The sequence below is a fragment of the Pseudomonas anguilliseptica genome (assembly GCF_900105355.1).
In the GTDB taxonomy this organism is placed as follows: domain Bacteria; phylum Pseudomonadota; class Gammaproteobacteria; order Pseudomonadales; family Pseudomonadaceae; genus Aquipseudomonas; species Aquipseudomonas anguilliseptica.
The window spans coordinates 3,855,971-3,877,788 of the sequence record NZ_FNSC01000001.1 but is presented as its reverse complement, the minus strand read 5'-3'; the positions used below and the strand labels follow the sequence as shown (position 1 = coordinate 3,877,788).

The window sequence follows — 21,818 nt, the reverse complement described above, 5'->3', positions numbered from 1 at the left end:
TTCCTGATTTTGGCAAAATGCCCGGACGCCACCCGCCGAGTTTTCCGATGAAGCAAATGACCTTCGCCGATGCCGAGTACGCCGGCAAACGCAAGCAGACCCGCAAAGAGTTGTTCCTGATCGAGATGGATCGGGTGGTGCCGTGGAAGGGTTTGATCGCACTGATCGAACCGTATTACCCCAAGGGTGAAGGCGGTCGGCCGGCCTATCCGCTGATGGCGATGCTACGTGTGCACCTGATGCAGAACTGGTTCGGCTACAGCGACCCGGCGATGGAAGAAGCGCTGTACGAGACCACCATCCTGCGGCAGTTCGCCGGGCTGAGTCTGGAACGTATCCCCGACGAAACCACCATCCTCAACTTCCGTCGTCTGCTGGAGAAACATGAGTTGGCTGCCGGCATCCTGGCCGTCATCAATGGCTATCTTGGCGACCGTGGCCTGTCGTTGCGCCAAGGCACCATCGTCGATGCCACGCTGATCAATGCGCCGAGTTCGACCAAGAACAAGGACGGCAAACGCGACCCAGAGATGCACCAGGCCAAGAAGGGCAACCAATACTACTTCGGCATGAAGGCGCACATTGGCGTGGATGACGAGTCGGGGCTGGTACACAGCGTGGTAGGCACGGCGGCCAACGTGGCGGATGTCACTCAGGTCGACAAGTTGCTGCACGGCGAGGAAAACGTGGTGTGCGCCGATGCGGGTTATACCGGCGTCGAAAAGCGCCCCGAACATGATGGGCGCGAGGTGATCTGGCAGGTTGCTGCCCGCCGCAGCACCTATAAGAAGCTGGGTAAGAGCAGCCCGCTGTACAAAGCCAAACGCAAGATCGAGAAGGCCAAGGCCCAGGTGCGCGCCAAGGTTGAGCACCCGTTCCGGGTGATCAAGCGTCAGTTCAGTTATGTAAAGACACGCTTCCGTGGCTTGGCCAAGAACACGGCGCAACTGGTGACGCTGTTCGCGCTGTCGAACCTGTGGATGGCACGCCGACATTTACTGACCAATGCAGGAGAGGTGCGCCTGTAATGCGGGAAATGGCTGCCGCGAGCTACTCGCGGCGGCTAAAAACACAGAAATGAATGGGTAATCTGATCGTTTTTGATCGATTTGCCGCTTTCAAAATCGGCGGGGCTGAAGTCAGCCAGAAATACATGGCTACTTCAGACCATCCCTAACGTTGCCTTCATTGACTCATCCCTATTCGAGTCGGACTTACGATTAATTGGCCCGCTGTGTTGGCCCAGAGCCGTCAACCAAACTCGAACGGGCCCTCACTTCGTTGCCGGCAGTCTTGGAGAAGCTGGCCGAGGCCAGCGCAATTGAATGCCGTGCCGCCAGGGCCATGGCACAGACCACAAACATCGCCAGGGATAGACCTGCCAGCATTCCCAGATGGCCGGTATGGTCGAGCAGCACCCCGGCGGCAATCGGCACCAGCATCCGTGTGAGCACGAACAGGCTGGCTTGCAGCCCGTAGTCGGCGGCCTGCCGATGGGCGCGGGAGAAAAACATCATTAGGGCGAAAACCAAGGACGACACCGCCCCCATGGCAGTGGCCAACAGAAAAGCCGCAGCCACCAGCCAGGCCACCCCGGCCTGCATACCCACCACGGCCGTCAGCGCCAACAAGGCGAACAACGCCCAAAGCATAAACAGCGGAATCGCTCGCCCCGGCCCCAGGCGTTGCACCACGCGCCCGCCGAGCAGGCTGGCGAGAGCCCCGACCACGCCGCCGCCGACACCGGCAATCAGCGCCACCTGCTGCGCTGCCATGCCCTGATCGAGCAACAAGGGTTTGAGGTACAGCCAGGCTGCACCGACAAAGGGAAAACTGCTCAACAGCACCCAGGTCCACAGCCGCGCACCGGGCTGGCGGAAGTAGCCCGCCCAGTCGGCCAGAGCAGGCCAAGCCAGTTTGGCATCTCCCCTCTCGACACTGCTCTCACGCAGCCGGGCCAATGGCAGCAGGGACAGCAGCAAGCCGGCGGCCATCAGCAGAAAGGGCAGCTGCCAGCCCCAACGGTTCTGCACCAGCAGCATCACCCCACCCCCGACAATGGCACCGAGGAACAGCGCCGCCGAACGAATGCTCCCGGCACGAATCTGCTGGGACTGCGGCAGCAACTTGATCGCCAAAGCGTTCAGTGGAATGTCGGCCCAGGTCGCTAGCGCGCCGGCGGTAAATGCCAGACCAAACAGGTACCAGCGATTGGCGGTGATAGCCTGCTGACTGACCAGCACCAGCAGCAGAGCCAGCAGTAGGCACAACGCCATGATCCACACCCGGTAGTGGCCGCGTACCGACCGATAGCGTTGCACAGGCAAGGCCAGCAGAAACTTGAATAGTGCCGGCAGCCCGGCCAACTGGAACAGCCCGATATCAGTGCCGGACCAGCCGTGCTCGCGCATCACCAGGGGTAATCCGAGCAGTAGGTAAATGCTCGGGACCACCAGTACGAAGTTCAACCAGCCAAACAGCAGTTGCAGACGCCAGGTCTCAGACTTGCCAGTCATAGACCACCCCGCCGAGCCACCAGTACCGACACCGGGGACACGGCGAAGGCCACTTCAGGGTAACTGTCGATATTGACGAAACCGGCCTGATCCAGTGCCTCTTGCAAGCCGCCGGCGTGGGTGATCTGACGTCCAAGCATTTGCATCGACAGGTAGTAAGGCATCACCCGACCGGCGTGCTCGGGGTCATCGGGGATCTCGGCGTGGGCACTGACCAGCACACCGCCCGGACGCAGCGCGGCATGGATCTTGGCCAGGGTCGCGGGCATGTCCGGGACAAAATGCAAAACAGAGGAGCACCAAATCAGGTCATAACCCTCGCCGATCGGGTCGCAGGCTAGGTCGCCGCCGCGCACCTCCAGGCGCTGCTCTAGGCCGGCGCGACGAATATTATCCGCCGCCACATCCACGGTTTGAGGGAAGTCAAAAACCTCACCGCAGAGCATCGGGTTGTCCAGGGCCAAGGCAATGGCCACGAGCCCCGGACCACCGCCCAGATCGAGCATGCGTCGTGCGCCTGGGAACTCCGCCACCTGAGCCATCAGGCGTAACGCCAGCCCCACGGTCACCGCACGCTGTTCCTGGGCGATCTGCAAACGCGCGGCAGTGGTCCAGTTGTCGATATTGCTCGCCACGCTCGCTGCCTGGCCGCCGGGCTGGCCGGCGCGCACCTGGTCGCCCAGCTGGCTGCCGAAATGGCGCAAGCCGCGCAGGCGAAAGATCCAGGCATCGCCGCAGTAATCCGGCGCATCGGCGCGCAGATAATCGCTGGCCAACGCCGTATTGCGGTAGCGAGGCGGCTGACGCTCGTCGCGCTCCAGCAGCGCCATGCTCCACAGTGCGTCCAGCCAGTAGCCGGTGTTACTCGGGTCAAGCTGCAACTGGCGGGCGATCGCCAGAGCGCTGCTCGGCACCTGCAGCAGACTGAACAATTTCCACTCCAGAGCAATACGCAGGGCATCGCCGCGAACTGCCGCCAGGGCCAGCTCCCAGTAGGGTTGCAGAGGGTGAGGTGTTGCCAGGTTGATAGGTTTCATCGTGCTTGTTTTCGCTCAAAGTTCGTAACTGACCCGCAGGCCGATTTCCCGCGGAGGGCTGTAAACCCTGGCGCTGCCATTCAGGTAGCCGACTGCGTCGTAGCGCTTGTCGGCAGCGTTTTTTACATAGGCGGAAACACCGTAGTGGCTGAAGTCATAGCCGGCATTCAGATCGATCAACCCGTAGCCGCCACGGCTATACTGATTGGCTGCATCCAGATAAGTCTTGCCCACGGCACTGACGCTACCCTGGACATACCATCCGGCAGAGGCGTCATAGCGCAGGCCGAGGTGACCGGTAAGGTCCGGCGCATAGGGGTTGCGATTGCCCTGATAGTCGTTACGGCCTTCACTGAAGCGCTCGAAGCGGGTTCGATTGAGGCCCAGGGCGCTAACCAGCCGCCAGTTGTCGGCGAGCAGGTATTCGGCTTCCAGATCAAGCCCGGCGGAGCGCGCCGAGGCGGCGTTGGTGATGTACACCACGCCCGGCTGGATGATCTGTTGCACCTGCATGTCGCGCACGTCCATCCAGTACAGCGCCGCCGAGTAGCGCAGACGTTTGTCGTCGAGCCAGCCCTTGGCTCCTACTTCGTAGGTTTTGACTTTTTCCGGATCGTAGCCGGGGTAGTTGGCCGAGTTCGAGAACGCATTGAATCCCCCCGCGCGAAAACCTTCGGCGTAGCTGGCGTAGAGATAGGCATCGGGTTGCCACTCGTATTGCAACGTCGCCTTGGGACTGAGGCGCCGCCACGTATCGCTCTGGCGGCTGCCAATGGCCGGATCGATATGCACCTTGTTTTGCTCGCCACGGGCACCTAGGGTCAGGCTCCAGCGCTCGTCCAAGGGCATCAGCCATTGACCAAACAGGGCCGTAGTATTGCCACCCAGTTGAACATCGGTCTGCATCAGACGCAGGGGTAATTTCTGCCTGAACGACAGATCGTGGTCATCGCGATCAGCGTAGGCACCAAGCAGCCACTGGTTGGCGCGCCACTGCCCCTCCAGGCGGAGCTCCCGGGACAGGGTATTGATGTGGTAGTCACGCTCCAGATGGAACAGGTCTGCGGGAATAAAATCCGTGTCCTGCTGCACCCGGTCGTAGAAATCATTACGCGCGGTGATCGAGCGCAATTTCAGCCCGGAATCAAACTCATGCAACACATCCAGCGACAGGCTGCGACCGCTTGAGTGGTTCCAGCTCGACGTCCCGGAACGTACCTCCCGCCGCTTTGCGCTTGCCGCACCCCACAACGATCCGCCATCGCGATAGTCCTGACGGCTATAACGCAGGTTGACGTCGGTGGCCAGACCCGGAGTCCAGCGCAGTACCATCCGCGCATTCTGCCGTTCACGGTCATCGGCCTGGCCACCGCGATAGGCATTGTCGATATAGCCGTTCTGGTCGCGCCACTGCCCGGCCACGCCGACATACAGGGTATCGGCCAGCAAAACACTACTCGCATCGACACCTAGGGTGCGCTGATCACGGCTGCCAGCGCCGGCTTCAATACGGGCATAAGGCGCGCTGCCAGGCTGGCGGGTGTAGATATTCAAGACTCCAGCTTCGGCGTTTCGACCATAGAGAGTGGACTGCGGGCCACGCAGAATCTCGACGCGCTCCACACCCAGCAGGTTATGGTCAAAGCCCTGCCCCATTAGAGTCGGAACACCGTCCACGAGCATCAGCATTGAGGATGAAAACGCTGTGGGGCTGGAGGTGAGCCCGCGCACCACCGGCACGTTGGTACCCGACTGACCAAAGGGTTGAAAGGTGAAGCCAGGGGTCAAACGAGCCAACTGCTCCAGATCGTCGATGGCACCTTTAGCCAGGTCATCGCCCCCAAGCACCGAAAGACTGGCCGGCACCGCCTCCTGTACCTGTTCGATCTTGTTCGCCGTGACTACCACTGGCGGCAACTCTGTCTGCGCGCTTAACGACGGTATGCCGCCCAGCCAGCAGCCGCTCATGAGCACAGCCCCCCTAACGCCCAGCACAAACTTGACCATCCTTTTCCCCCCAATGAATAGACGCGCCGCCAAGTTTTGGCGATGGCAGCTGAAGTAAAAACATGCTATTCATTAATGCGAATACTTCGCATTAATATTCATATGGATTCTGGATCAATCCATATGCAAGCCGGAGCTAAATCAAGGGAGGACAGCTAAAAGTGGCCGCACTGCAAAGGATTTCCCAGTCATATCGAGTCGCGTCAACGCACTCACGACTAGTCAGTAGCGATGAAGGTATTTGGATGCGTCAGCAGTTGCCGCAAGATCTGGGCGAATGCTACTCGGAGCGAATGTCTTTCGAGGATGATCTAGCCGTGGTGCGCTTGCGCTATCGTCCCACACACAACCTAATCGAAGAGACCGCCAACCCGCATAACCGGCATATGCTGGTGATAACCTACGGAATGCAGGGCGACTCCGGTTACAAAGATGCGGATGGTTCCGCTGTCCCATTTCGCGCGGGCTATACCACTATTACGTCTTTTCAGATGAGCCTTGGGGAGCGCCGCTACGAAGCTGGGGCGACAGTGTCGCAACTGCGCTTACTTATCGGCGAAAGCATGCTCAACAGGTACATCGGCGAACAGCGCACGCGCCAATTGCTGGGCAATGGCAACGTCCGCCAGTTGGCATTTCAGAAAACCTCGGCCGCGTCCAACAGCCACGCCAGCGCCCTAATCCACTACCTCAACCAGGGTGTAACCAGCACTCTGGACATGCACATCCATACCCTGAGCCTGCTCTCCGAGCAGCTCAAACTGCTGGCACCTTCGGACTGCGCTGTTAAACTGCCATTCAGCGCGACAGACATCGAGAAACTCGACCGTGCCCGCGACATCATGATTGAGCAAATGGACCAGCCCCTAACCATTCCCTACCTTTGCGCAGCAGTGGGGCTCAACGAATTCAAACTCAAGGAAGGCATGCATTACCGCTTCAACTCCACCCCACACCGCATGCTCCACGAGATCCGTATGCGTAAGGCCTATACGCTGCTCGAAAGTGGTTGTCAGGTCGCACAGGCCGCCTACCGTGTGGGCTATAAGTTCCCCAATAATTTCAGCGCGGCCTTCACCCGCTTTTTTGGAAAGACGCCAAAATCGGTGTTTGGCAAACGCCGCTGAATAATCGAACACGGACGCTACGCCCCAGAACGTTGATACCGCCCCCTCATATCCCGAGTAGGTACAAATACCCACGCACTCTTAGTCGCCTCCATATCGGTCTTTGACCCTCCCCCCAAGCAGCAACGAACCTCTCGTCCGCGGCACATCTTCGTGCCGAGAGCTTCGTCATGGAGGCTGGGCTCAGGGATGCAAGCAACAACGGTGCTTTACGGTCAGGTGCTGGTGGTTCTAACAATTACCCTTTCCGGGGTGTGGAGTGCGACCCAATGGACAGCTTCCGCGCTCGGCTATCAGGCACGCCTGGGAATGCCTTGGTTCGAGTTGCTGGGTGCTCCGATCTACCACCCTTGGCGCCTGTTCGAGTGGTGGTTCGTCTTTGACGCCTACGCGCCTGAGGTTTTCAACACTGGCGGTAGCATCGCGGCCTGCAGTAGTTTGCTTGCGCTGGCTGTGGCCATTGGCATGGCAATCTGGCGTGCTCGCCAGGCTCGGCAAGTCACCACCTACGGCTCAGCACGGTGGGCGGGTGTAGAAGAAGTACGCAAAACAGGGATGACAAAATCCTCAGGCGTAGTTCTGGGATTGATCGAGGAGCACTACCTACGCCATGAAGGCCCCGAACACGTACTGACCTTCGCCCCCACACGATCAGGTAAAGGCGTCGGTCTAGTGGTGCCCACCCTGCTCTCCTGGCCGGCCTCGGCCGTCATCCACGATATCAAGGGCGAGAACTGGAGCCTCACGGCTGGTTGGCGTTCGCGCTTCTCCCACTGGTGGAAGACATGAGAACTCTGGGGTCAAAAATGGCGACGAACGATTGGTGGTGCTCAACAACGTGGCGATATCTGTCATCGAAGGGCAACGAGGGCTGGACCCCATCTGGGTATTCCCTTACGGAAAACCCGACGAAGATGGCACAGCGAACCCAGTTCATCGGATGAACGACTCGGCATGGAAGAAAGCCAGGGGTCGAGCGGCTAAGCGGTTTCAGGAGCAGTTCCTGCGCCCCGTTCCCGCAGGCTTCGCCTCGATACGCGTCCACGACTTGAAGCATACGTTCGGGCGAAGACTAAGGGCTGCAGGGGTCACTGAGGAAGACAGGAAGGCCCTGTTAGGCCACAAGAACGGCAGCATCACCAGCCACTACTCGGGCGCAGAACTGGGCAAACTGATTGATGAAGCCAACAAGATATCGGCTACCGACTCACGTGTGAGTTAGTGGCAGCTTTGGCATACCCAGAACGGTGCCGGAAGAAGGGGGAAGAAGGGGGAAGAAGGGGGAAGAAACGGGATGGGCCGGGAAAGACGCGGGTTTCAGGGGGGAGGTGGTCGCTAGAGTAGTGCCAAACATCCCGAACCCATAAAACGGCTGTTTTTGAACCGTTCGTCTGGATTTCGCAAATCCTTTGGCACTGCGTACTGAGCTGCTGAAAAGTACTGAAAGTACCATTCGGATTGCCCTGCCTGCGTCCCACTCCTTTCAACCTGACTGATTCCACGATCTGGAGGCATCCGATTCTATGCCTATGAATCGGATGCCTATGTGCGTTCGCGTCCGATTCATCCGAATCCAGCTACACGACTGACTTTAATAGGATTTTTTCAGAAAACTACACGCTAGAGGCTTTGGGGAATCGGATGTGAGTCGGCTCCTACGAGCATCCGTTTCCTACCGTTATGCACGCAAAACACGTTTCTTTTCTGCCTACCGGAAAAGAAACTGCTTCAGAGCCCAGTTTCTTTTCTTTCAATTATCTCTAACTAACTGAATTTAAAGGATTAATAATTCGTTAAAAGTCAAAAATCTAGCTTATTGAAAAGAAACTCAGACCTCCCAGCTCAGTTCCGTTCCACCCGGCTACAAACGGAACTGCCGTGCGCTTGCGTTCCGCAGGTTCCGATTGGCTGCAATCCCATGTGTTTAAAGGGTTTCGCCTCGGCAGTTGAGCGTTGATCGGCCTGGTCAAACGGAACGCGGGATGACGCGTCCGTGCTTCCTTTTCTGCACCTGCTTGGGGACTGCAACACACGGTGAAAAAGCACCTCACCATCGTCAGCAGCGTTACCGGCCATTTCTTTTTCTCCCCCCCACCAAACGAAATGCCACCCACTGAGAAAACGAAATTTCTTTTTCTAAAATATCTAGCAAAATCAGACAGATAAGAACACAGCCAAGAAACCACCCCATAGAACAAAACGAAACGCCTCAACGTCCTTTTCTCCCCCTGTGTTGCTGTGCCCTTGGTCACGTTAGCTCTTGCTCTGTGCCAAACAACCCGCTAATGTTTAGCCGTCGCTGCAAATTCAGCGACCGGGTTTGGCGACCCGATTACCGTTAGGCGCACAAGCGCCACCGTTCCGAAAGTAGGCGCTTTTTTCATGCCTGCAACTTCGCTTTATGGTGGCTGTGCGCGGGATACCCTCGGGTATGCCGGGTGCCTAACGTCCCGGTTCGCCAACCTGCGTACAGCCGCCACCCAATATCGTTTGGCGACGATTAGTGGCGGTTCCTCAACGTTAGGAGCCGTACCCATGAAACACGCCCGCAATCCGTCCACCAGCCCCGCCCATGCGGCTGCATTTCGTGCAATAGCCCTCGCAGCCTTACGCGCCGATTCGTCCCTCTCCGTTCGCCTGGCCCGCTATAACGCTGCCATGGCCAAAGCCCGCGCTCTGGAAGTTCAAGAGGTGGCACATGGCTAATTTCAAAGCGCTTGCCTCAGGCTCACAAGGCAGCACTAAACCAGTGCTCTACGTTGACAACAGCGTTACACGCCGTGACCTGATGGATGCCGCCGACTGGCGTCTGGGTGCAGTGCGAGAGCTGCTCTCTGTACTTAGTACATGTAGGTCAGATGACAGCGGCCCTCGCGATCTTGCCAGCGCGTCACGAGCCCTGCTGCTACTTGTGGAAGACGCCGAAGCGCTGTTCGACGCTGCCCGCCAAGCGGCTTGATCCCCCGTGCTGGCCCAGTCGTGCGGCTGGGTCGGCAGGCACATATAAGAGGTGCCTATGAACAGTTGGTATACAGCCCAAGAACTTGCCGGCCTGTCAGGTTTGCCTACTACGCCCCGTGCAATCCGCAGCCTCGCACAGAGAGCCGGCTGGACTAGTCAACGGCGGATCGGCAGCAAGGCCAGCGAATACGCCTTTGCCTCACTGCCCACCGAAGCCCAGCAGTCTTTGCTTTCAAAGGCCGTGGGCGCGGCTAACTCGTCCAATACCACCGAGCGTGACGCTAATTCGTCGTCACGCCTCAGCGATACGCAACGCTCTGTCAAGACTGCTCGCTTGGCATTCATTCGTGAGATAGAGCACCTAAGCAAAGTCACCTCTCAACGCCAGGCCATAGAGCTGCTACTTCGCCAGCTCAAAACTGGCGAGCTTTCCCCTTATCTGGCTGAACGCCTGGAGCGTGCCAACGACCGCAAAACCAGCAGCCGCAACCTATCTGAGCGAACGCTAAAGCGCTGGCTTGCTGAATACAGACAGGGTGGCGAGTCCGGCTTAGCGCCGGCCCGCCGCAAGGCTGACGTGAACGTGCCGGAATGGGCAGCAGACTTTCTACGCTGCTATCAGCGCCCGACAAAACCCAGTGTCGAGGCCAGCTATGCAGAGTTCGCAGGCAAACACTCTGGCGAGCGCCCGAGCATTCACCAGGTGCGGCGCTTCCTTAATAAGCTAAGCATCGATGCCCGTGAGTTTGGCCGTTGTAGCGCCCAGGAAGCCAAAGCACACAAGCCGTTCAACCGGCGCAACACGCTGAATATGCTGCCCGGTGAGGTATACACAGCCGACGGCCATACCTTTGATGCCGAGGTGCTGAACCCTCTTACCGGCAAACCCTACCGCCCAGAAATCACCACGGTAATAGATGTAGCCACGCGCCGCGCCCTGGGGTTTTCGGTCGGTGAAGCCGAGTCGCATATCGTCGTGCTCGATGCCCTGCGTGACGCAGTGCAGCGCGGCGGCATGTTCGTGATGTTCTACGTCGATAATGGCCCTGGCTATAAGAGCAACACCGTTCGGGAGGTCGTAGAACGCCTGGGCGGCAGCATGATCCACGCCCTGCCATACAACAGCCAAGCTCGCGGATTGATTGAGCGTGCCCACCAGACCATATGGGTTAATGCAGCCAAAAAGATACCCAGCTACCTGGGTGCCGATATGGATCGGCATGCAGGCCATAAAGTCCACAAAATCACCCGGAAGCAACTGCGCGACACAGGCAGCACAAGCCTGATGCCCACCTTCGCAGAGTTCCGGGCCGGTGCCGAAGCGGAGATAGAAGCCTACAACCATAAGCCACACCGGGGCTTGCCCAAGACACGTGATCCGCAGACATTCCAGCGCCGCCACATGACGCAGCTGGAGGCCTGGGATGCAGCCATAGCCAAGGGCTGGGAACCACTCAAAGCACCGCCCGAAGTCGTGAACGACCTGTTCCGCCCGCAGATCGTCCGTAAGACCATGCGCGGCGAAATCGCCTGGGCTGGCGAACGCTATGCGCTGGATGCGCTGGCTGACCTACACGGCAAGCAGGTAAGGGTTGCTCATGACGTCCGTGATGCCTCTCGGGTATGGATACGCTCATTGAGTGGCGAGTTGATCGGCGAAGCCAAGTTAAACGGCAACGCCAGCGACTACATAGCACCGTCGATAGTCGAGCAAGGCTATGCCAAACAGGCCAAGGGCCAGTTCAAGAAGACCGTCGCCAAGCTGGAAAACCTGACCGGCCGGCGTGTTGAGTTGGTTTCAGAGCCTGTTATCGACTACAGCCAAGAGCAGCTAGCAGCTGCCCGCAAACATGCTGAACGTCTGGCAGCGCCTGTACCAAATCCATTCACGGTGCCGGGTGACGCCATGTCTCGCTACCGACTCTGGCAGCGCCTCGATACTCGCCTGCATGCAGGTGACGGCCTCTCGGACGAAGAGGCTCTATGGCACCAGCGCTACTCCGAACACCCTGACTATCAAGCTATTCGGCGCGTTTTCGAGCACGCCATGCCCGCACGCTGAGCAGGCCGAGATGGAGAAGATCATGAACGGATCAAAGATCGTACCTTTGACCAATGTGGGGCTGCTGGCCAGTGCCATAGAGCGCGCACAAAACCGACCCGACAACCTGCCCGGCCTAGTCGTGATGTACGGTGCTAGTGGCCTGGGTAAAACAGTGGGGGCCAACTTCGCCGCCAATATCTATCGCGGCTACTACGTCGAATGCCGTGACACCTGGACAAAGAAAGCCTTTCTCACCGCCATCCTCAAAGAGATGGCAATACTTCCCCTGCGCACCATGTCCGAGATGGTCGATCAGATCGCCGACCAGCTTTCACGAAGCCGCCGACCACTGTTAATAGATGATGCTCAATACCTCCTGGATAAGGCCATCGCGAACGTACTGACCGACATTTACAACGCCAGCCACGGCACCATTGTCCTGATCGGTGAAGAGCGCGTGCAGCAATCCATGGCCAAACGCGAGCGCCTGCACAACCGGGTATTGGAGTGGGTGCCCGCCTTAGCAGCAACAACAGAAGACATGCGCGCCCTGGCCGACGCCAACTATCCGCACCTGCATATCCATGACGACTTACTGGAAGATTTGTGCAAAGCCGTGCGCGGCTGTTTAAGGCGGATCGTTGTCAACCTTCACCAGGTTCAATCCGAAGCCGCAGCCCTGTGCCTGGATAGCATCAGCCTGGCTCAGTGGGAAAAGCGCGGCTGGTTCACGGGCGATGCCCCGTTACGGCGGAGCTGAACCATGGCTAAACAAGGTCGAAAGCCAGCCCACCTATGCATACAGGACGGCAAAGACAACCGCCAACGAATCTGGGATGTACTGCGACAATACCCGGAAGGGATCAGTTGCTACTCCGTAAGTCGGCGCACGAACATCACTGATGAAACAGTGAAAACCTATATCAGCTGCCTGCGCAAAGGAGGCTTTCTGGGGCGCGTTGCTGGCATTGGTGAACTGGCAGAATTCCGGCTTATAAAAGATACCGGTGCCGAAGCCCCTCGGCTTCGCCTGGATGGAACACCCAGCTTACAAGGCCGCGGCACAGAAGCTATGTGGCGAACCCTACGCATAATGGACAGCGTCAATGCATCAGAGTTAGCCACCAATGCCAGCGCTGCCTCAGCCACCAGCCTGGCCACGGCCAAGAACTATCTCAAGTGGCTAAATTGGGCCGGTTATCTGGAAGTCGTCAGTCCATCCCGGCCAGGCCGGCAAGCACGCTACCGCCTGGCCAGGGGCATGCATACCGGCCCTCACGCCCCTGTAATCCAACGTAGTGGTCAGCTGTACGACCCGAACTTGAGCGAAATAATGTTCATCAGGAGGCCAAGGCGTCAAAAGGACGACTCGTAGTGCTGAATTTCACAACACCTGACCAGTTGCTTGTGTAGATGCTGCCCTGCCACTTGTCCGACCGATGCAACACGTAACGTTCCACAACTGATCAAGCTATGTAGCAGTACTCTCTCGCTGAAAGCGAAAGACAATATTCACCATCCAACCCGTCTGGCTATACGCTTGAAGTTCTCAATAAATAGGTCAACGAACTCAGCATCGTTTTTTGCAAAGCCAGCCCGCATGAGAGCCGCCTTCATTGGCTCCGCTTGAAGCTCCGAGATGAGTCTGCTCGCATAACTTGAATGCCAACTGGAGCGCCCTACCGGCATCAACGCCCAACCATTATGTGGATCGCCCGCCAATGTCTGTTGAATGACTTCTTTGTTGTCACACTCAAGAAATGCGAGTGCGGCTAGCATCTCATAGCGTTCAAATATCAGCTCGAAGTCAGGTGCGAGCCCCATGAAGGGCTTGCCCCACTCCGAGAACAGCATAAAGAGGTAATCACTCAGAGGCGTCTTGCGCTGCTCTAAGCCCTCAATTTGTTTCCATGTATCGCCCTCGCCGCCCTTCCAAGCCCGCAGAAAAAGAGCTTCGGCTAGCCTAACCGGCTCACTGTGCTGCCGTTCGATAATGGCACTGAATAGTCGATGAAGTGCGCCCCAGCGGCCGGAACGGGTCAGGCCCAAACCATAAGGGATGGTCTGAAGTAGCCCTGTATTTCCGGTCAACTTCAGCCTCCGCTGATTTTGAAAGCGGAAAACTGATCAAAAACGATCAAGTCATCCGCTCATTTCGGTGTTTCTGGCCGCCGCGAGCACCTCGCAGCGGTCATTTCCCACATTACAGGCGCACCTCTCCTGCATTCGTCAGCAAATGTCGACGGGCCATCCACAGGTTCGACAGGGCGAACAGCGTTACCAGTTGTGCGGTGTTTTTGGCCAGGCCACGGAAGCGCGTCTTCACATAACCGAACTGGCGCTTGATCACGCGAAACGGATGCTCGACCTTGGCGCGCACTTGGGCTTTGGCCTTCTCGATCTTGCGCTTGGCTTTGTATAACCCGCTGCGCTTATCGAGCTTCCTGTAGGTGCTGCGGCGTGCCGCCACCTGCCAGATTACCTTCCGACCTTCATGCTCCGGACGCTTTTCGACACCGGTGTAACCTGCGTCAGTACACACCACGTTTTCGTCGCCGTGCAGCAGTTTGTCTACCTGGGTGACATCCGCCACGTTGGCTGCCGTGCCTACTACGCTGTGCACCAGACCCGACTCGTCATCCACGCCGATGTGCGCCTTCATGCCGAAGTAGTACTGGTTGCCCTTCTTTGTTTGGTGCATTTCCGGATCGCGCTTACGGTCCTTGTTCTTGGTCGAACTCGGCGCATTGATCAACGTGGCATCGACGATGGTGCCCTGGCGCAGTGACAGACCACGGTCGCCCAGGTAGCCGTTAATCACGGCCAAGATGCCTGCAGCCAGCTCGTGTTTCTCCAGCAAGCGACGGAAGTTGAGGATGGTGGTTTCATCGGGAATGCGCTCCAGGCTTAAGCCGGCGAACTGGCGCAGGATGGTGGTCTCGTACAGCGTTTCCTCCATCGCCGGATCGCTGTAACCGAACCAGTTTTGCATCAGATGCACACGCAGCATCGCCATCAGCGCATAGGCGGGCCTGCCACCTTCGCCCTTCGGGTAGTGCGGATCGATCAGGGTGACCAATCCTTCCCACGGCACTACTCGATCCATCTCGATCAGGAACAACTCTTTGCGGGTCTGCTTGCGCTTGCCTGCGTACTCGGCGTCGGCGAAGGTCATCTGCTTCATCGGAAAACTCGACGGGTGGAATCCGGGTATTTTGCCAAAATCAGGAAGTCTTCTTCAGAGTTTCCTAAGCGGTAAAGATCAGCACCGCTGGGTATGAACGAAGTCCGAGATACGGAACAAGCCCGCTTCCAACTTTGTCGGCGTGGGCGTAAAGAGTACGTATGACGTCCAGGACAAGTGGCAACTCGCTGTCATCACCCCACCTGCCGAGAACGCCGCACACAGCTGTAAGCGATTCGGCGGCCGCTTCATATCGTTTTACATAGAGGCGAAAGGTGGCCGTATCCCAATTGCCAGGCTGGGCAAGATCGACACCATTGAGCTGCGCTAACAGCCGATCTGTCTCCTGAATAAGCAGATCATCGAGTTGAATTCGATATTCCGGTTTGGCAAGAAAGCGTTTAGCGCTGTTAATTAGAAGCTCGATGCTGAACGGATTTTGACGCTGGCTCTGCCCTAGCGTTTCGACGTGCTGATGCAAGGTCGAGAAAAAACTATCCGCGTCCGTTATCGGAATAACACGAGCACGACGATGATCGACCAGTTCCTGTGCGCCGTTACCGATCCCACCGCGCGAAGCCCAAAAGACAGAGTAACGGCGGTTGGGAGCGCGAAGAAAGGCTGACCGGAGCGCATGATCCCATTCACCTGACCATCCACATACGATCAATCCGTGTTCATCAAGAATTCGATCAAGCAGTGCATCATACGGCACCGGATAGCCACTTAATTCAGACTCAGTATTATGAATGCGAGCATCCTTATAGTCCCCGTGGAGCTTCAAAATATAACAGGCACTGTGTGTAATCGGCTCCGCGCCCGCGAGCGCATCAACCGAAGAAACAATCGTCGGCTCAATGCCGCGCTCACGTAACGCATTTTCCATCAGCCGATCAAAGTTGGTGGTGACAATTACGCGGATATACCCGCCTTGCACGAGGCCTGCGATTGCTCGGTGGGCCTCAGTCGGAGTCTTCCTCCCCGCTTCCCGATCTTCTGGGGTCGGTTCAATGTAACTGTGCAAGATTGCGCGACGTTCTTCAGGTGAGGACGCCAGCTCCTCAAGCAGTGCAGAGTAATTGGGCTCCTCGCCCGTCGTCTCACGATACCAAGCAGCCCAATCGGACTGTTCCACTATGCCCTGCGCAAGTGCCATGCGCCTGATCAAGTCCAGTGTAATTTCCCAGCCGGTAGGAATTTCAGCGGCGCGCGAGAGGCCGGAGCCAAGCAGAACGGCGAAAACGCCCTTGCTCTCGTAGACCGAAAAAGAAAGTTGGGTTACGTGATTTTTGAGTAACGACATCTGTGATCTCCCTGTTCTAATTTTCCATAGCTTACAGATGCCTGCCAGACACATCCAAACAGCGAGCCTGTCGCAGCACAGCCTGACTGCCTATAAGCCGGCTGTAGGCATTTTCCGATTAAGCGCTACCCGATCCTGCCTATGGCATAGATCGTCATTTCTAACGCAGGTCTAACGCGCTTCACGCAGCGCGGAATAGCGCTCAATTACCGCATCTCAGCGCCCACTCCTGAAACTCTCCTGAATCAGTTCACCACTGAAACTCTTCACTCTACTGAACCCCTTCAAGCTACCACCGGCCTTGCCTACTGAATCTAATTCAGTGGGTGTTCAGCGCATTCTTAAAGAGGCCGGCCGAGTGTCTATTCAAATTAGTAGCAGCAACCTTGTGCAGGAGTTCCTTTTCTGCGGCGGTGCTGACCTTGCTGTAGTCGACCAGTTATTACCGAAATCCATTCATGGAATGGCCGAAAGAATCGGCTATGCAAATCCCTTCCAGGTAGCGGCAAAGCTCGGTGGAACAAGTTGGGCCATCCCCATGCGTAAGGCCAGAAAAGGCACTGTGAGTGTTGGGGCGCTAACCAAACTGGCCAATGCTCTGGGAGATCCTGATCTAGCCGCACTCCTGCGTGACCATTACGAAGGCGAAATCCTGTATGTACCGCGTTGTGAGTCGGCTCTGCGTGCCGCACGAAACATCGTTATTCACAGGGCTGTAGAGGACGGTCTACGCAACGGACGCAGCATGGTGAGCATGGTGAAAGAACTCGCCACCAAGTTCAGCCTGAGCGACCGGCGCATCTGGATAATCCTCAAGGAGCCATCTCCGACCGCAACCCTTCAACCAAGCATTCCTGGACAAGTCGAAAAGGTGCGCCATGCCAACCATTGACCAACGTGCGGCCGCCAACCGCTGGCCATCAACGCCACTTCACCAACAGCTGGGAGAGGCCGAGCGCGCCGTTCTTACAGGGCATCACCAGCCCAGTCTGTCACCAGGTCTGCAACACAATCACCGCTCAGTTGAAGCAACCCTGCAACCACACGCTTGTGAGCGGCTGTCGCCGTTTGAGCAGCAGCTCATTCAGCAATCACCAACCGAACGCGAGCTTTCCAAGCTCATCAGCGACCAGCCGGCCGAAGTCCAATAAGGAACCATCATGCAAATCCACACTGTCACCGGAACCCTGCCACGCGGCATTGAAATCGGCGGTATCACCTACACCAACTTCACCATGCGTGAACCGTACCTAGAAGACCTGATCGACGCCGCCGCTCAAGCAGGTGGAACTGAAAACGGCATTGCCTTTTGGGCCGAACAAGCCGTGTTACAGCTAACACAGGTCAAGTCTGTTGATGGCCAGGTGTTCAATGGGCCGTTCGTACGATCGATGATCAAAGCCAAGGCCGACTTCCTTGCCCTGCGTGATGCGCAGACACGCCTGGATATGTTGGGAAACGGCGAGCCGCAGGCCAGCGAAGCAACTGGGATCTGATCCTGCTGCTGGCCCTTCGCACGGGTTGGTCACGTGCGGAAATCCTCGGCCTTCCACCGACAGAACTTGAACACTACGCCAAACGGTTGATGAGCGATGGCAAACAATAATCTTGAGCTGGCTCTGCGCGTTACTGCGGATATGCGCTCCCTGGGCGTTGGCCTAAAACAGGGTGAGCAAGGCGTAACTGACTTCAGCCGAAAAGGTCAACAGGAACTGCGCAAGCTCGGCAAGGTGAGTGATGAAGTACGTGGCCATTTCGCTGACATGGCCGGTTCCTTCGCCAAGGCTGCTGGCGGGCTATATATCGCTAATAAGATCAAACCTGGCGTGGCAGTCGCGGGCGACCTACAAGAAGCCATGCTTGGGGTAAAAACAGAGTTGATGGGCTCTGTCGATAGCGCTCTTCAAATGGACAAAGCGCTGCACGCGATGAAGTCCACGGCTTTCGACATCCAGAAATCAACCCCTTTCGATCAGGCTCAAATCGTCAACCTGCAGAAAGAACTGCTCAAAGGCGGTGCCAAGCTTGAGCAGATTGTGGGTAAGCAAGGGGCTGCTGCGGCAGCCGCTGCGCTAGCTGCCTATGAAGGTATTGACGCAGTGATGGCAGGCGAAAGTCTGATTTCCATTGCCACACCGTTCAACCTGGCCGGCGACCAATTCATGATGCTGGCAAACCAAGCTGGTGCAGCGGGCTCTGCCAGTACGGTCAGTTTCGCCTCCATAGCCGAGGGAGCCAAATATGCAGCGGGTTCCATGGCGGGCCTCGGACGCGACAGCAAAGAGATGTTCGCCCTACTTGCTACCCTCGACCAAGGCGGTTTGAAGGGCTCTATGGGCGGCACTAGCCTCAGTGCATTTTTCCGTCAGGCTGTTCAGGTTGATACGTTCAAGGACGCAAATGGCAACCTGAAATCCACCATCGATATTCTCGACACGCTGCGCAAACGCCTGGATGGCATGGGCACGGCTAAACGTGCCGATTTCTTACAGAAGATGTTCGGTGATGAGGGCGGTCGCGCCGCACAGATTTTGCTTCGCCAGGGCGCGGGTTCCTATGAGGACATGACCAAGCAGATGGGCAAGGCTGTTGGCCTTCAAGAGAAGCTCACCGAACGCCTGAACGGCTACAACGCACAGCTTGAGTCTTTGCGGGGTACTGCCAAATCTACCTTTGCCACCCTGTTCGAACCTGCACTTGATCCGTTGACCAAGCTAATCAGCAAAACCAACGAATGGACTGGTGCGCTGGGCGAAGCTGCGATGGAGAACGACAAGATTGGGAAGGTAGGCACCGGGATAGCAGCAGGCGTTGCAACAGGCGGTTTGCTCTATGGCGGCTATCACTTGCTCAAAGGCATTGGGGCTGGCGGCAAGATGCTAGGTGCCTTGAAAGGCGGAACCGAGTTAGCCGGCGGCGTTGCCATGGGCAAAGCACTTGAAGAGGCTGCGGGCGTGCCCTCTGTCTATGTCGTCAACATGCCCAAAGAGCTTGGCGGGACAGTTGGCACTGTCGGCAAGGTAGCCGATGCCGCTGGCGATCTGCTAACCCCCAAGACCTTCAGCAAATTCAAAACCACGCTGGCCCTGTTGGGCGGTGCCCCACTGTCTGCGTTGCCATCCTTTGGCGCTGGCGCTGGCGCAATGGCGACCGCTGGTGCTGCTGTGGCAGGGGCCGGTGCAGCCGGCTATGGCGTCGGCACTCTACTCAATGACTACGTAATTCAGGGCACGGCCTTTGGTGACGCCATTGGATCGGCCATCGCACATGCCATCTCACCGTTTAGCGAGGAAGCCCGCGCGGCTATTGCGGCCAATCAACGCGCAGACGCAATGAAAGGCGAAATCACTATTCGGATCGAAGGTGATCAGAAAGCCAAAGTTACTCAACTCCAAAGCAACGGCGGCCCAGATATGAACGTGTACACAGGTCGCACGGGCGCAGGGCGCTGACAGATAAAGCAACCACAGCTACGACCTTAAAAACTCAACATTCATCACCAATCAATTACAGGAAACATGACCATGCTGATCAACAAAGAGTCGCTCCAAAGCGTTTTCACCGAACTGCATACAGCGTTCAACAATGCCTTCCAGACCGCGCCGACGACCTGGGACAAGATCGCAATGAAGATACCGTCCAATTCGGGCAGCAACTTCTATGGCTGGCTCAGCGCGTTCCCGAAAATGCGCCCATGGATCGGAGCCAAGCATGTACAGAACCTCACTGCCAGTGACTACGAAATACCGAACAATGATTTCGAAGCCACCATTGAGGTAGAGCGCAAGCACATTGAAGACGACCAGCACGGTATGTATATGCCGCAGGCTCAGATGGCAGGATATTCCGCCGCCCAACTGCCTGACGAAATGGTCTTCGAAGCTGTTAATCAAAGCTTCAGCAAAGAGTGCTATGACGGCAAGTACTTCTTCGACACCGAACATGAGGTTGCAGGCCAGCCAGTCAGCAACAAGGGGACTAGCCCACTTTCCAACACGAGCCTTGCCGCCGCGCAGGCCGGTTTTGGGGCAGCAAGAGCTTCAATGCGCGCCGTCAAAGATGAAGATGGCCGCTCCCTGAACGTCACCCCTACAGTGCTCCTTGTCGGCACAGCGCTGGAGGATGTTGCAAGGATGCTGCTGACTAGCGAGAAACTCGCAGACGGCAGCCAGAACCCCTACAAAGGGGCAGCCGAACTGGTGATAGATGCCCGCATTGAATCGCAAACAGCATGGTTCCTGCTGGATACCTCAAAGCCGATTCGTCCGTTCATTTACCAGGAGCGCAAAGCGCCGGAGTTTGTTGCTCAAGTCAGCCCGCAGTCGGAGTCTGTATTCAGTCTGAAGGCGTACAAGTTCGGTGCTGAAGCCCGCGTGGCTTCTGGCTACGGCTTCTGGCAACTAGCGTACGGCTCCACTGGCGCGGGCGCGTAGTACTGAGGGTGGGTGTTATGACCAATACAGACAGCAGCACAGCCATCGCCGCTTGCACCTTTGAAATCAAAGCGAGTGATGCCGCCGTTCAACTGCTCCCGGCCGGGGCTTTCAAAGCGCGTGACGGGCGGCCCAAGGATGTTCAGAACGGTCATTGGTTTATCGACAATCGCGTGGCTGGCCGGTTAATCGCGAAAGCGGCTTCCCGTGCTACAGACCTCGTTATTGACTACGAGCACCAGACCCTCAATAGCGCTGAAAACGGCCATGCTGCGCCGGCTGCTGCTTGGTTCAAGGGTGGTGCCTTGGAGTGGCGCGAAGGCTGGGGGTTATTCGCCACTGGCGTAGAGTGGACAAAAAACGCGGCAGCTATGATTGCAGGTAAGGAGTACCGCTACCTTAGCCCTGTTTTCAGCTACGACAAGCAAACCGGAGAGGTGCTTGAGCTGCACCATGTGGGGCTCACTAACTTCCCGGTGCTCGACGGCATGAGCGCCTTATCGGCCCTGGCCGCAGCGCGTTTCAACCTAACCCCCCAGCCAGGAATCCAGCGCTCTGCGAATCAGTTGGTTACGGAGATCAGGGAAGACATTGCTTGGCTGAAAAGCCAGCTCCCGCGACACAGCGTGCCAGCGGTTGAACAACTTGATGAGACCGCATTGGCCGTTTGCCAGGCAATGGGCGTACTGCCCGAAGACTACCTTGCAGCGCTAAACACCCAAGATTGTTGATGCTATAGAACGTGAAGGTATTGAGAGCAGCGGCCGCACTTGCTTATGAGCACCTAGAGAGCCTGGCAAGATCGAGCATTTCGGCCGCTGCTCTCAGTACCTTTACCCAAACAGATGGTTTGTTATAGTCGGTAAGCGGATGTGACACGGTGACATTCTCCCGGCCGTACGACGCAGCTTGCTGCGGATGGCTATGTGGGGTTCCCGGCTTCGGCCGGACTGGGAGGCCCCACCATCCGCACCTAATTTAAGCTGGTGCCAAATACCCCGCTAAACCGCGCTGAAAACCTCCGGCTCAACTATGCCAAACATCGCGCAAGGTAGTGCCAAATCCGGCGCCTGCTTACATCACGTGGGCCGGCGCTGACAATACTGAGGAGGAAGGCAGGATGAAAAAAGTCCCGCAAAAGTCCCTGACACAAAAAAGCCTGGTCATCACTGACCAGGCTCTAATGCTTGAATTATATGGTCGGGA

The 21,818-nt window shown here is 57.3% G+C and carries 19 protein-coding genes and 2 pseudogenes; 15 read left to right on the top strand and 6 right to left on the bottom strand.

Annotated elements, in window-relative coordinates:
• Positions 1 to 47: 47 nt before the first annotated feature.
• On the top strand, positions 48 to 1,028 hold the full coding sequence (locus BLW24_RS19040; RefSeq protein WP_090375425.1) for an IS5 family transposase: 981 nt from the start codon (positions 48 to 50) through the stop codon (positions 1,026 to 1,028).
• Positions 1,029 to 1,220: 192 nt separating this feature from the next.
• On the opposite strand, the gene BLW24_RS19035 is transcribed toward BLW24_RS19040, so the two are convergent.
• The 3 genes from BLW24_RS19035 to BLW24_RS19025 are packed head-to-tail and all read right to left on the bottom strand — an operon-like array spanning position 1,221 to position 5,560.
• Complete coding sequence (locus tag BLW24_RS19035; RefSeq protein WP_090385879.1) at positions 1,221 to 2,516, bottom strand: MFS transporter; 1,296 nt, start codon at positions 2,514 to 2,516, stop codon at positions 1,221 to 1,223.
• Complete coding sequence (locus tag BLW24_RS19030) at positions 2,513 to 3,553, bottom strand: methyltransferase (protein WP_090385875.1); 1,041 nt, start codon at positions 3,551 to 3,553, stop codon at positions 2,513 to 2,515. The genes BLW24_RS19035 and BLW24_RS19030 overlap by 4 nt, the downstream gene beginning before the upstream one ends.
• A gap of 15 nt (positions 3,554 to 3,568) precedes the next feature.
• On the bottom strand, positions 3,569 to 5,560 hold the full coding sequence (locus tag BLW24_RS19025; protein ID WP_090385872.1) for a TonB-dependent receptor: 1,992 nt from the start codon (positions 5,558 to 5,560) through the stop codon (positions 3,569 to 3,571).
• A gap of 161 nt (positions 5,561 to 5,721) precedes the next feature.
• On the opposite strand from BLW24_RS19025, the gene BLW24_RS19020 reads away from it, so the two are divergent.
• The 8 genes and pseudogenes from BLW24_RS19020 (at position 5,722) to BLW24_RS18990 (ending at position 13,067) form a co-directional block, all read left to right on the top strand.
• Positions 5,722 to 6,687 carry a helix-turn-helix domain-containing protein gene (locus BLW24_RS19020; RefSeq protein ID WP_090385869.1) on the top strand — a complete coding sequence of 322 codons (966 nt, stop codon included), beginning with the start codon at positions 5,722 to 5,724 and terminating at the stop codon, positions 6,685 to 6,687.
• A gap of 189 nt (positions 6,688 to 6,876) precedes the next feature.
• Positions 6,877 to 7,461, top strand: a pseudogene (locus BLW24_RS19015) (type IV secretory system conjugative DNA transfer family protein); the annotation flags it as partial.
• 1 nt (position 7,462) lies between these two features.
• Positions 7,463 to 7,909, top strand: a pseudogene (locus tag BLW24_RS19010) (tyrosine-type recombinase/integrase); the annotation flags it as partial.
• Between the two features lie 1,313 nt (positions 7,910 to 9,222).
• Positions 9,223 to 9,393 (top strand): hypothetical protein, encoded by a 171-nt coding sequence (locus tag BLW24_RS26060; RefSeq protein ID WP_167360410.1) that lies wholly within the window; start codon positions 9,223 to 9,225, stop codon positions 9,391 to 9,393.
• Entirely contained in the window at positions 9,386 to 9,646 is a 261-nt protein-coding gene (locus BLW24_RS19005; protein ID WP_090385866.1) for a hypothetical protein, read from the top strand. The genes BLW24_RS26060 and BLW24_RS19005 overlap by 8 nt, the downstream gene beginning before the upstream one ends.
• Positions 9,647 to 9,703: 57 nt before the next feature.
• Positions 9,704 to 11,710 carry a Mu transposase C-terminal domain-containing protein gene (locus tag BLW24_RS19000; RefSeq protein ID WP_090385863.1) on the top strand — a complete coding sequence of 669 codons (2,007 nt, stop codon included), beginning with the start codon at positions 9,704 to 9,706 and terminating at the stop codon, positions 11,708 to 11,710.
• Between the two features lie 10 nt (positions 11,711 to 11,720).
• Positions 11,721 to 12,452, top strand: coding sequence for an AAA family ATPase (locus tag BLW24_RS18995; protein WP_244161205.1), 732 nt, complete (start codon positions 11,721 to 11,723; stop codon positions 12,450 to 12,452).
• A 3-nt stretch (positions 12,453 to 12,455) separates the two neighbouring features.
• Positions 12,456 to 13,067 (top strand): hypothetical protein, encoded by a 612-nt coding sequence (locus BLW24_RS18990; RefSeq protein ID WP_090385860.1) that lies wholly within the window; start codon positions 12,456 to 12,458, stop codon positions 13,065 to 13,067.
• A gap of 137 nt (positions 13,068 to 13,204) precedes the next feature.
• On the opposite strand, the gene BLW24_RS26055 is transcribed toward BLW24_RS18990, so the two are convergent.
• The 3 genes from BLW24_RS26055 to BLW24_RS18975 form a co-directional block, all read right to left on the bottom strand.
• Entirely contained in the window at positions 13,205 to 13,783 is a 579-nt protein-coding gene (locus BLW24_RS26055) for a hypothetical protein (RefSeq protein WP_167360409.1), read from the bottom strand.
• 112 nt (positions 13,784 to 13,895) lie between these two features.
• Positions 13,896 to 14,876: an IS5 family transposase gene (locus tag BLW24_RS18980; protein WP_090375570.1), complete on the bottom strand. Its 981-nt coding sequence runs from the start codon at positions 14,874 to 14,876 to the stop codon at positions 13,896 to 13,898.
• 64 nt (positions 14,877 to 14,940) lie between these two features.
• A complete protein-coding gene (locus BLW24_RS18975; protein WP_090385854.1) occupies positions 14,941 to 16,179 on the bottom strand; it encodes an SIR2 family protein in 1,239 nt (412 codons plus the stop codon).
• A gap of 358 nt (positions 16,180 to 16,537) precedes the next feature.
• Here BLW24_RS18975 and BLW24_RS18970 point away from each other — a divergent pair, with 358 nt between their 5' ends.
• From BLW24_RS18970 to BLW24_RS18945, 6 genes are all read left to right on the top strand, one after another.
• Positions 16,538 to 17,071 carry a Mor transcription activator family protein gene (locus tag BLW24_RS18970; protein ID WP_139272709.1) on the top strand — a complete coding sequence of 178 codons (534 nt, stop codon included), beginning with the start codon at positions 16,538 to 16,540 and terminating at the stop codon, positions 17,069 to 17,071.
• Positions 17,058 to 17,330, top strand: coding sequence for a hypothetical protein (locus tag BLW24_RS18965; protein ID WP_090385847.1), 273 nt, complete (start codon positions 17,058 to 17,060; stop codon positions 17,328 to 17,330). Before BLW24_RS18970 ends, BLW24_RS18965 begins: the two co-directional genes overlap by 14 nt.
• A 9-nt stretch (positions 17,331 to 17,339) precedes the next feature.
• Positions 17,340 to 17,675, top strand: coding sequence for a phage tail assembly protein (locus BLW24_RS18960; protein WP_090385845.1), 336 nt, complete (start codon positions 17,340 to 17,342; stop codon positions 17,673 to 17,675).
• A 96-nt stretch (positions 17,676 to 17,771) separates the two neighbouring features.
• A complete protein-coding gene (locus tag BLW24_RS18955; RefSeq protein ID WP_090385841.1) occupies positions 17,772 to 19,631 on the top strand; it encodes a phage tail tape measure protein in 1,860 nt (619 codons plus the stop codon).
• 72 nt (positions 19,632 to 19,703) lie between these two features.
• The gene (locus BLW24_RS18950; protein ID WP_090385838.1) at positions 19,704 to 20,612 is read left to right on the top strand and encodes a Mu-like prophage major head subunit gpT family protein; all 909 of its coding nucleotides are present in this window, start codon (positions 19,704 to 19,706) and stop codon (positions 20,610 to 20,612) included.
• A 17-nt stretch (positions 20,613 to 20,629) separates the two neighbouring features.
• On the top strand, positions 20,630 to 21,343 hold the full coding sequence (locus BLW24_RS18945; protein WP_090385835.1) for a phage protease: 714 nt from the start codon (positions 20,630 to 20,632) through the stop codon (positions 21,341 to 21,343).
• Positions 21,344 to 21,818 lie beyond the last annotated feature (475 nt).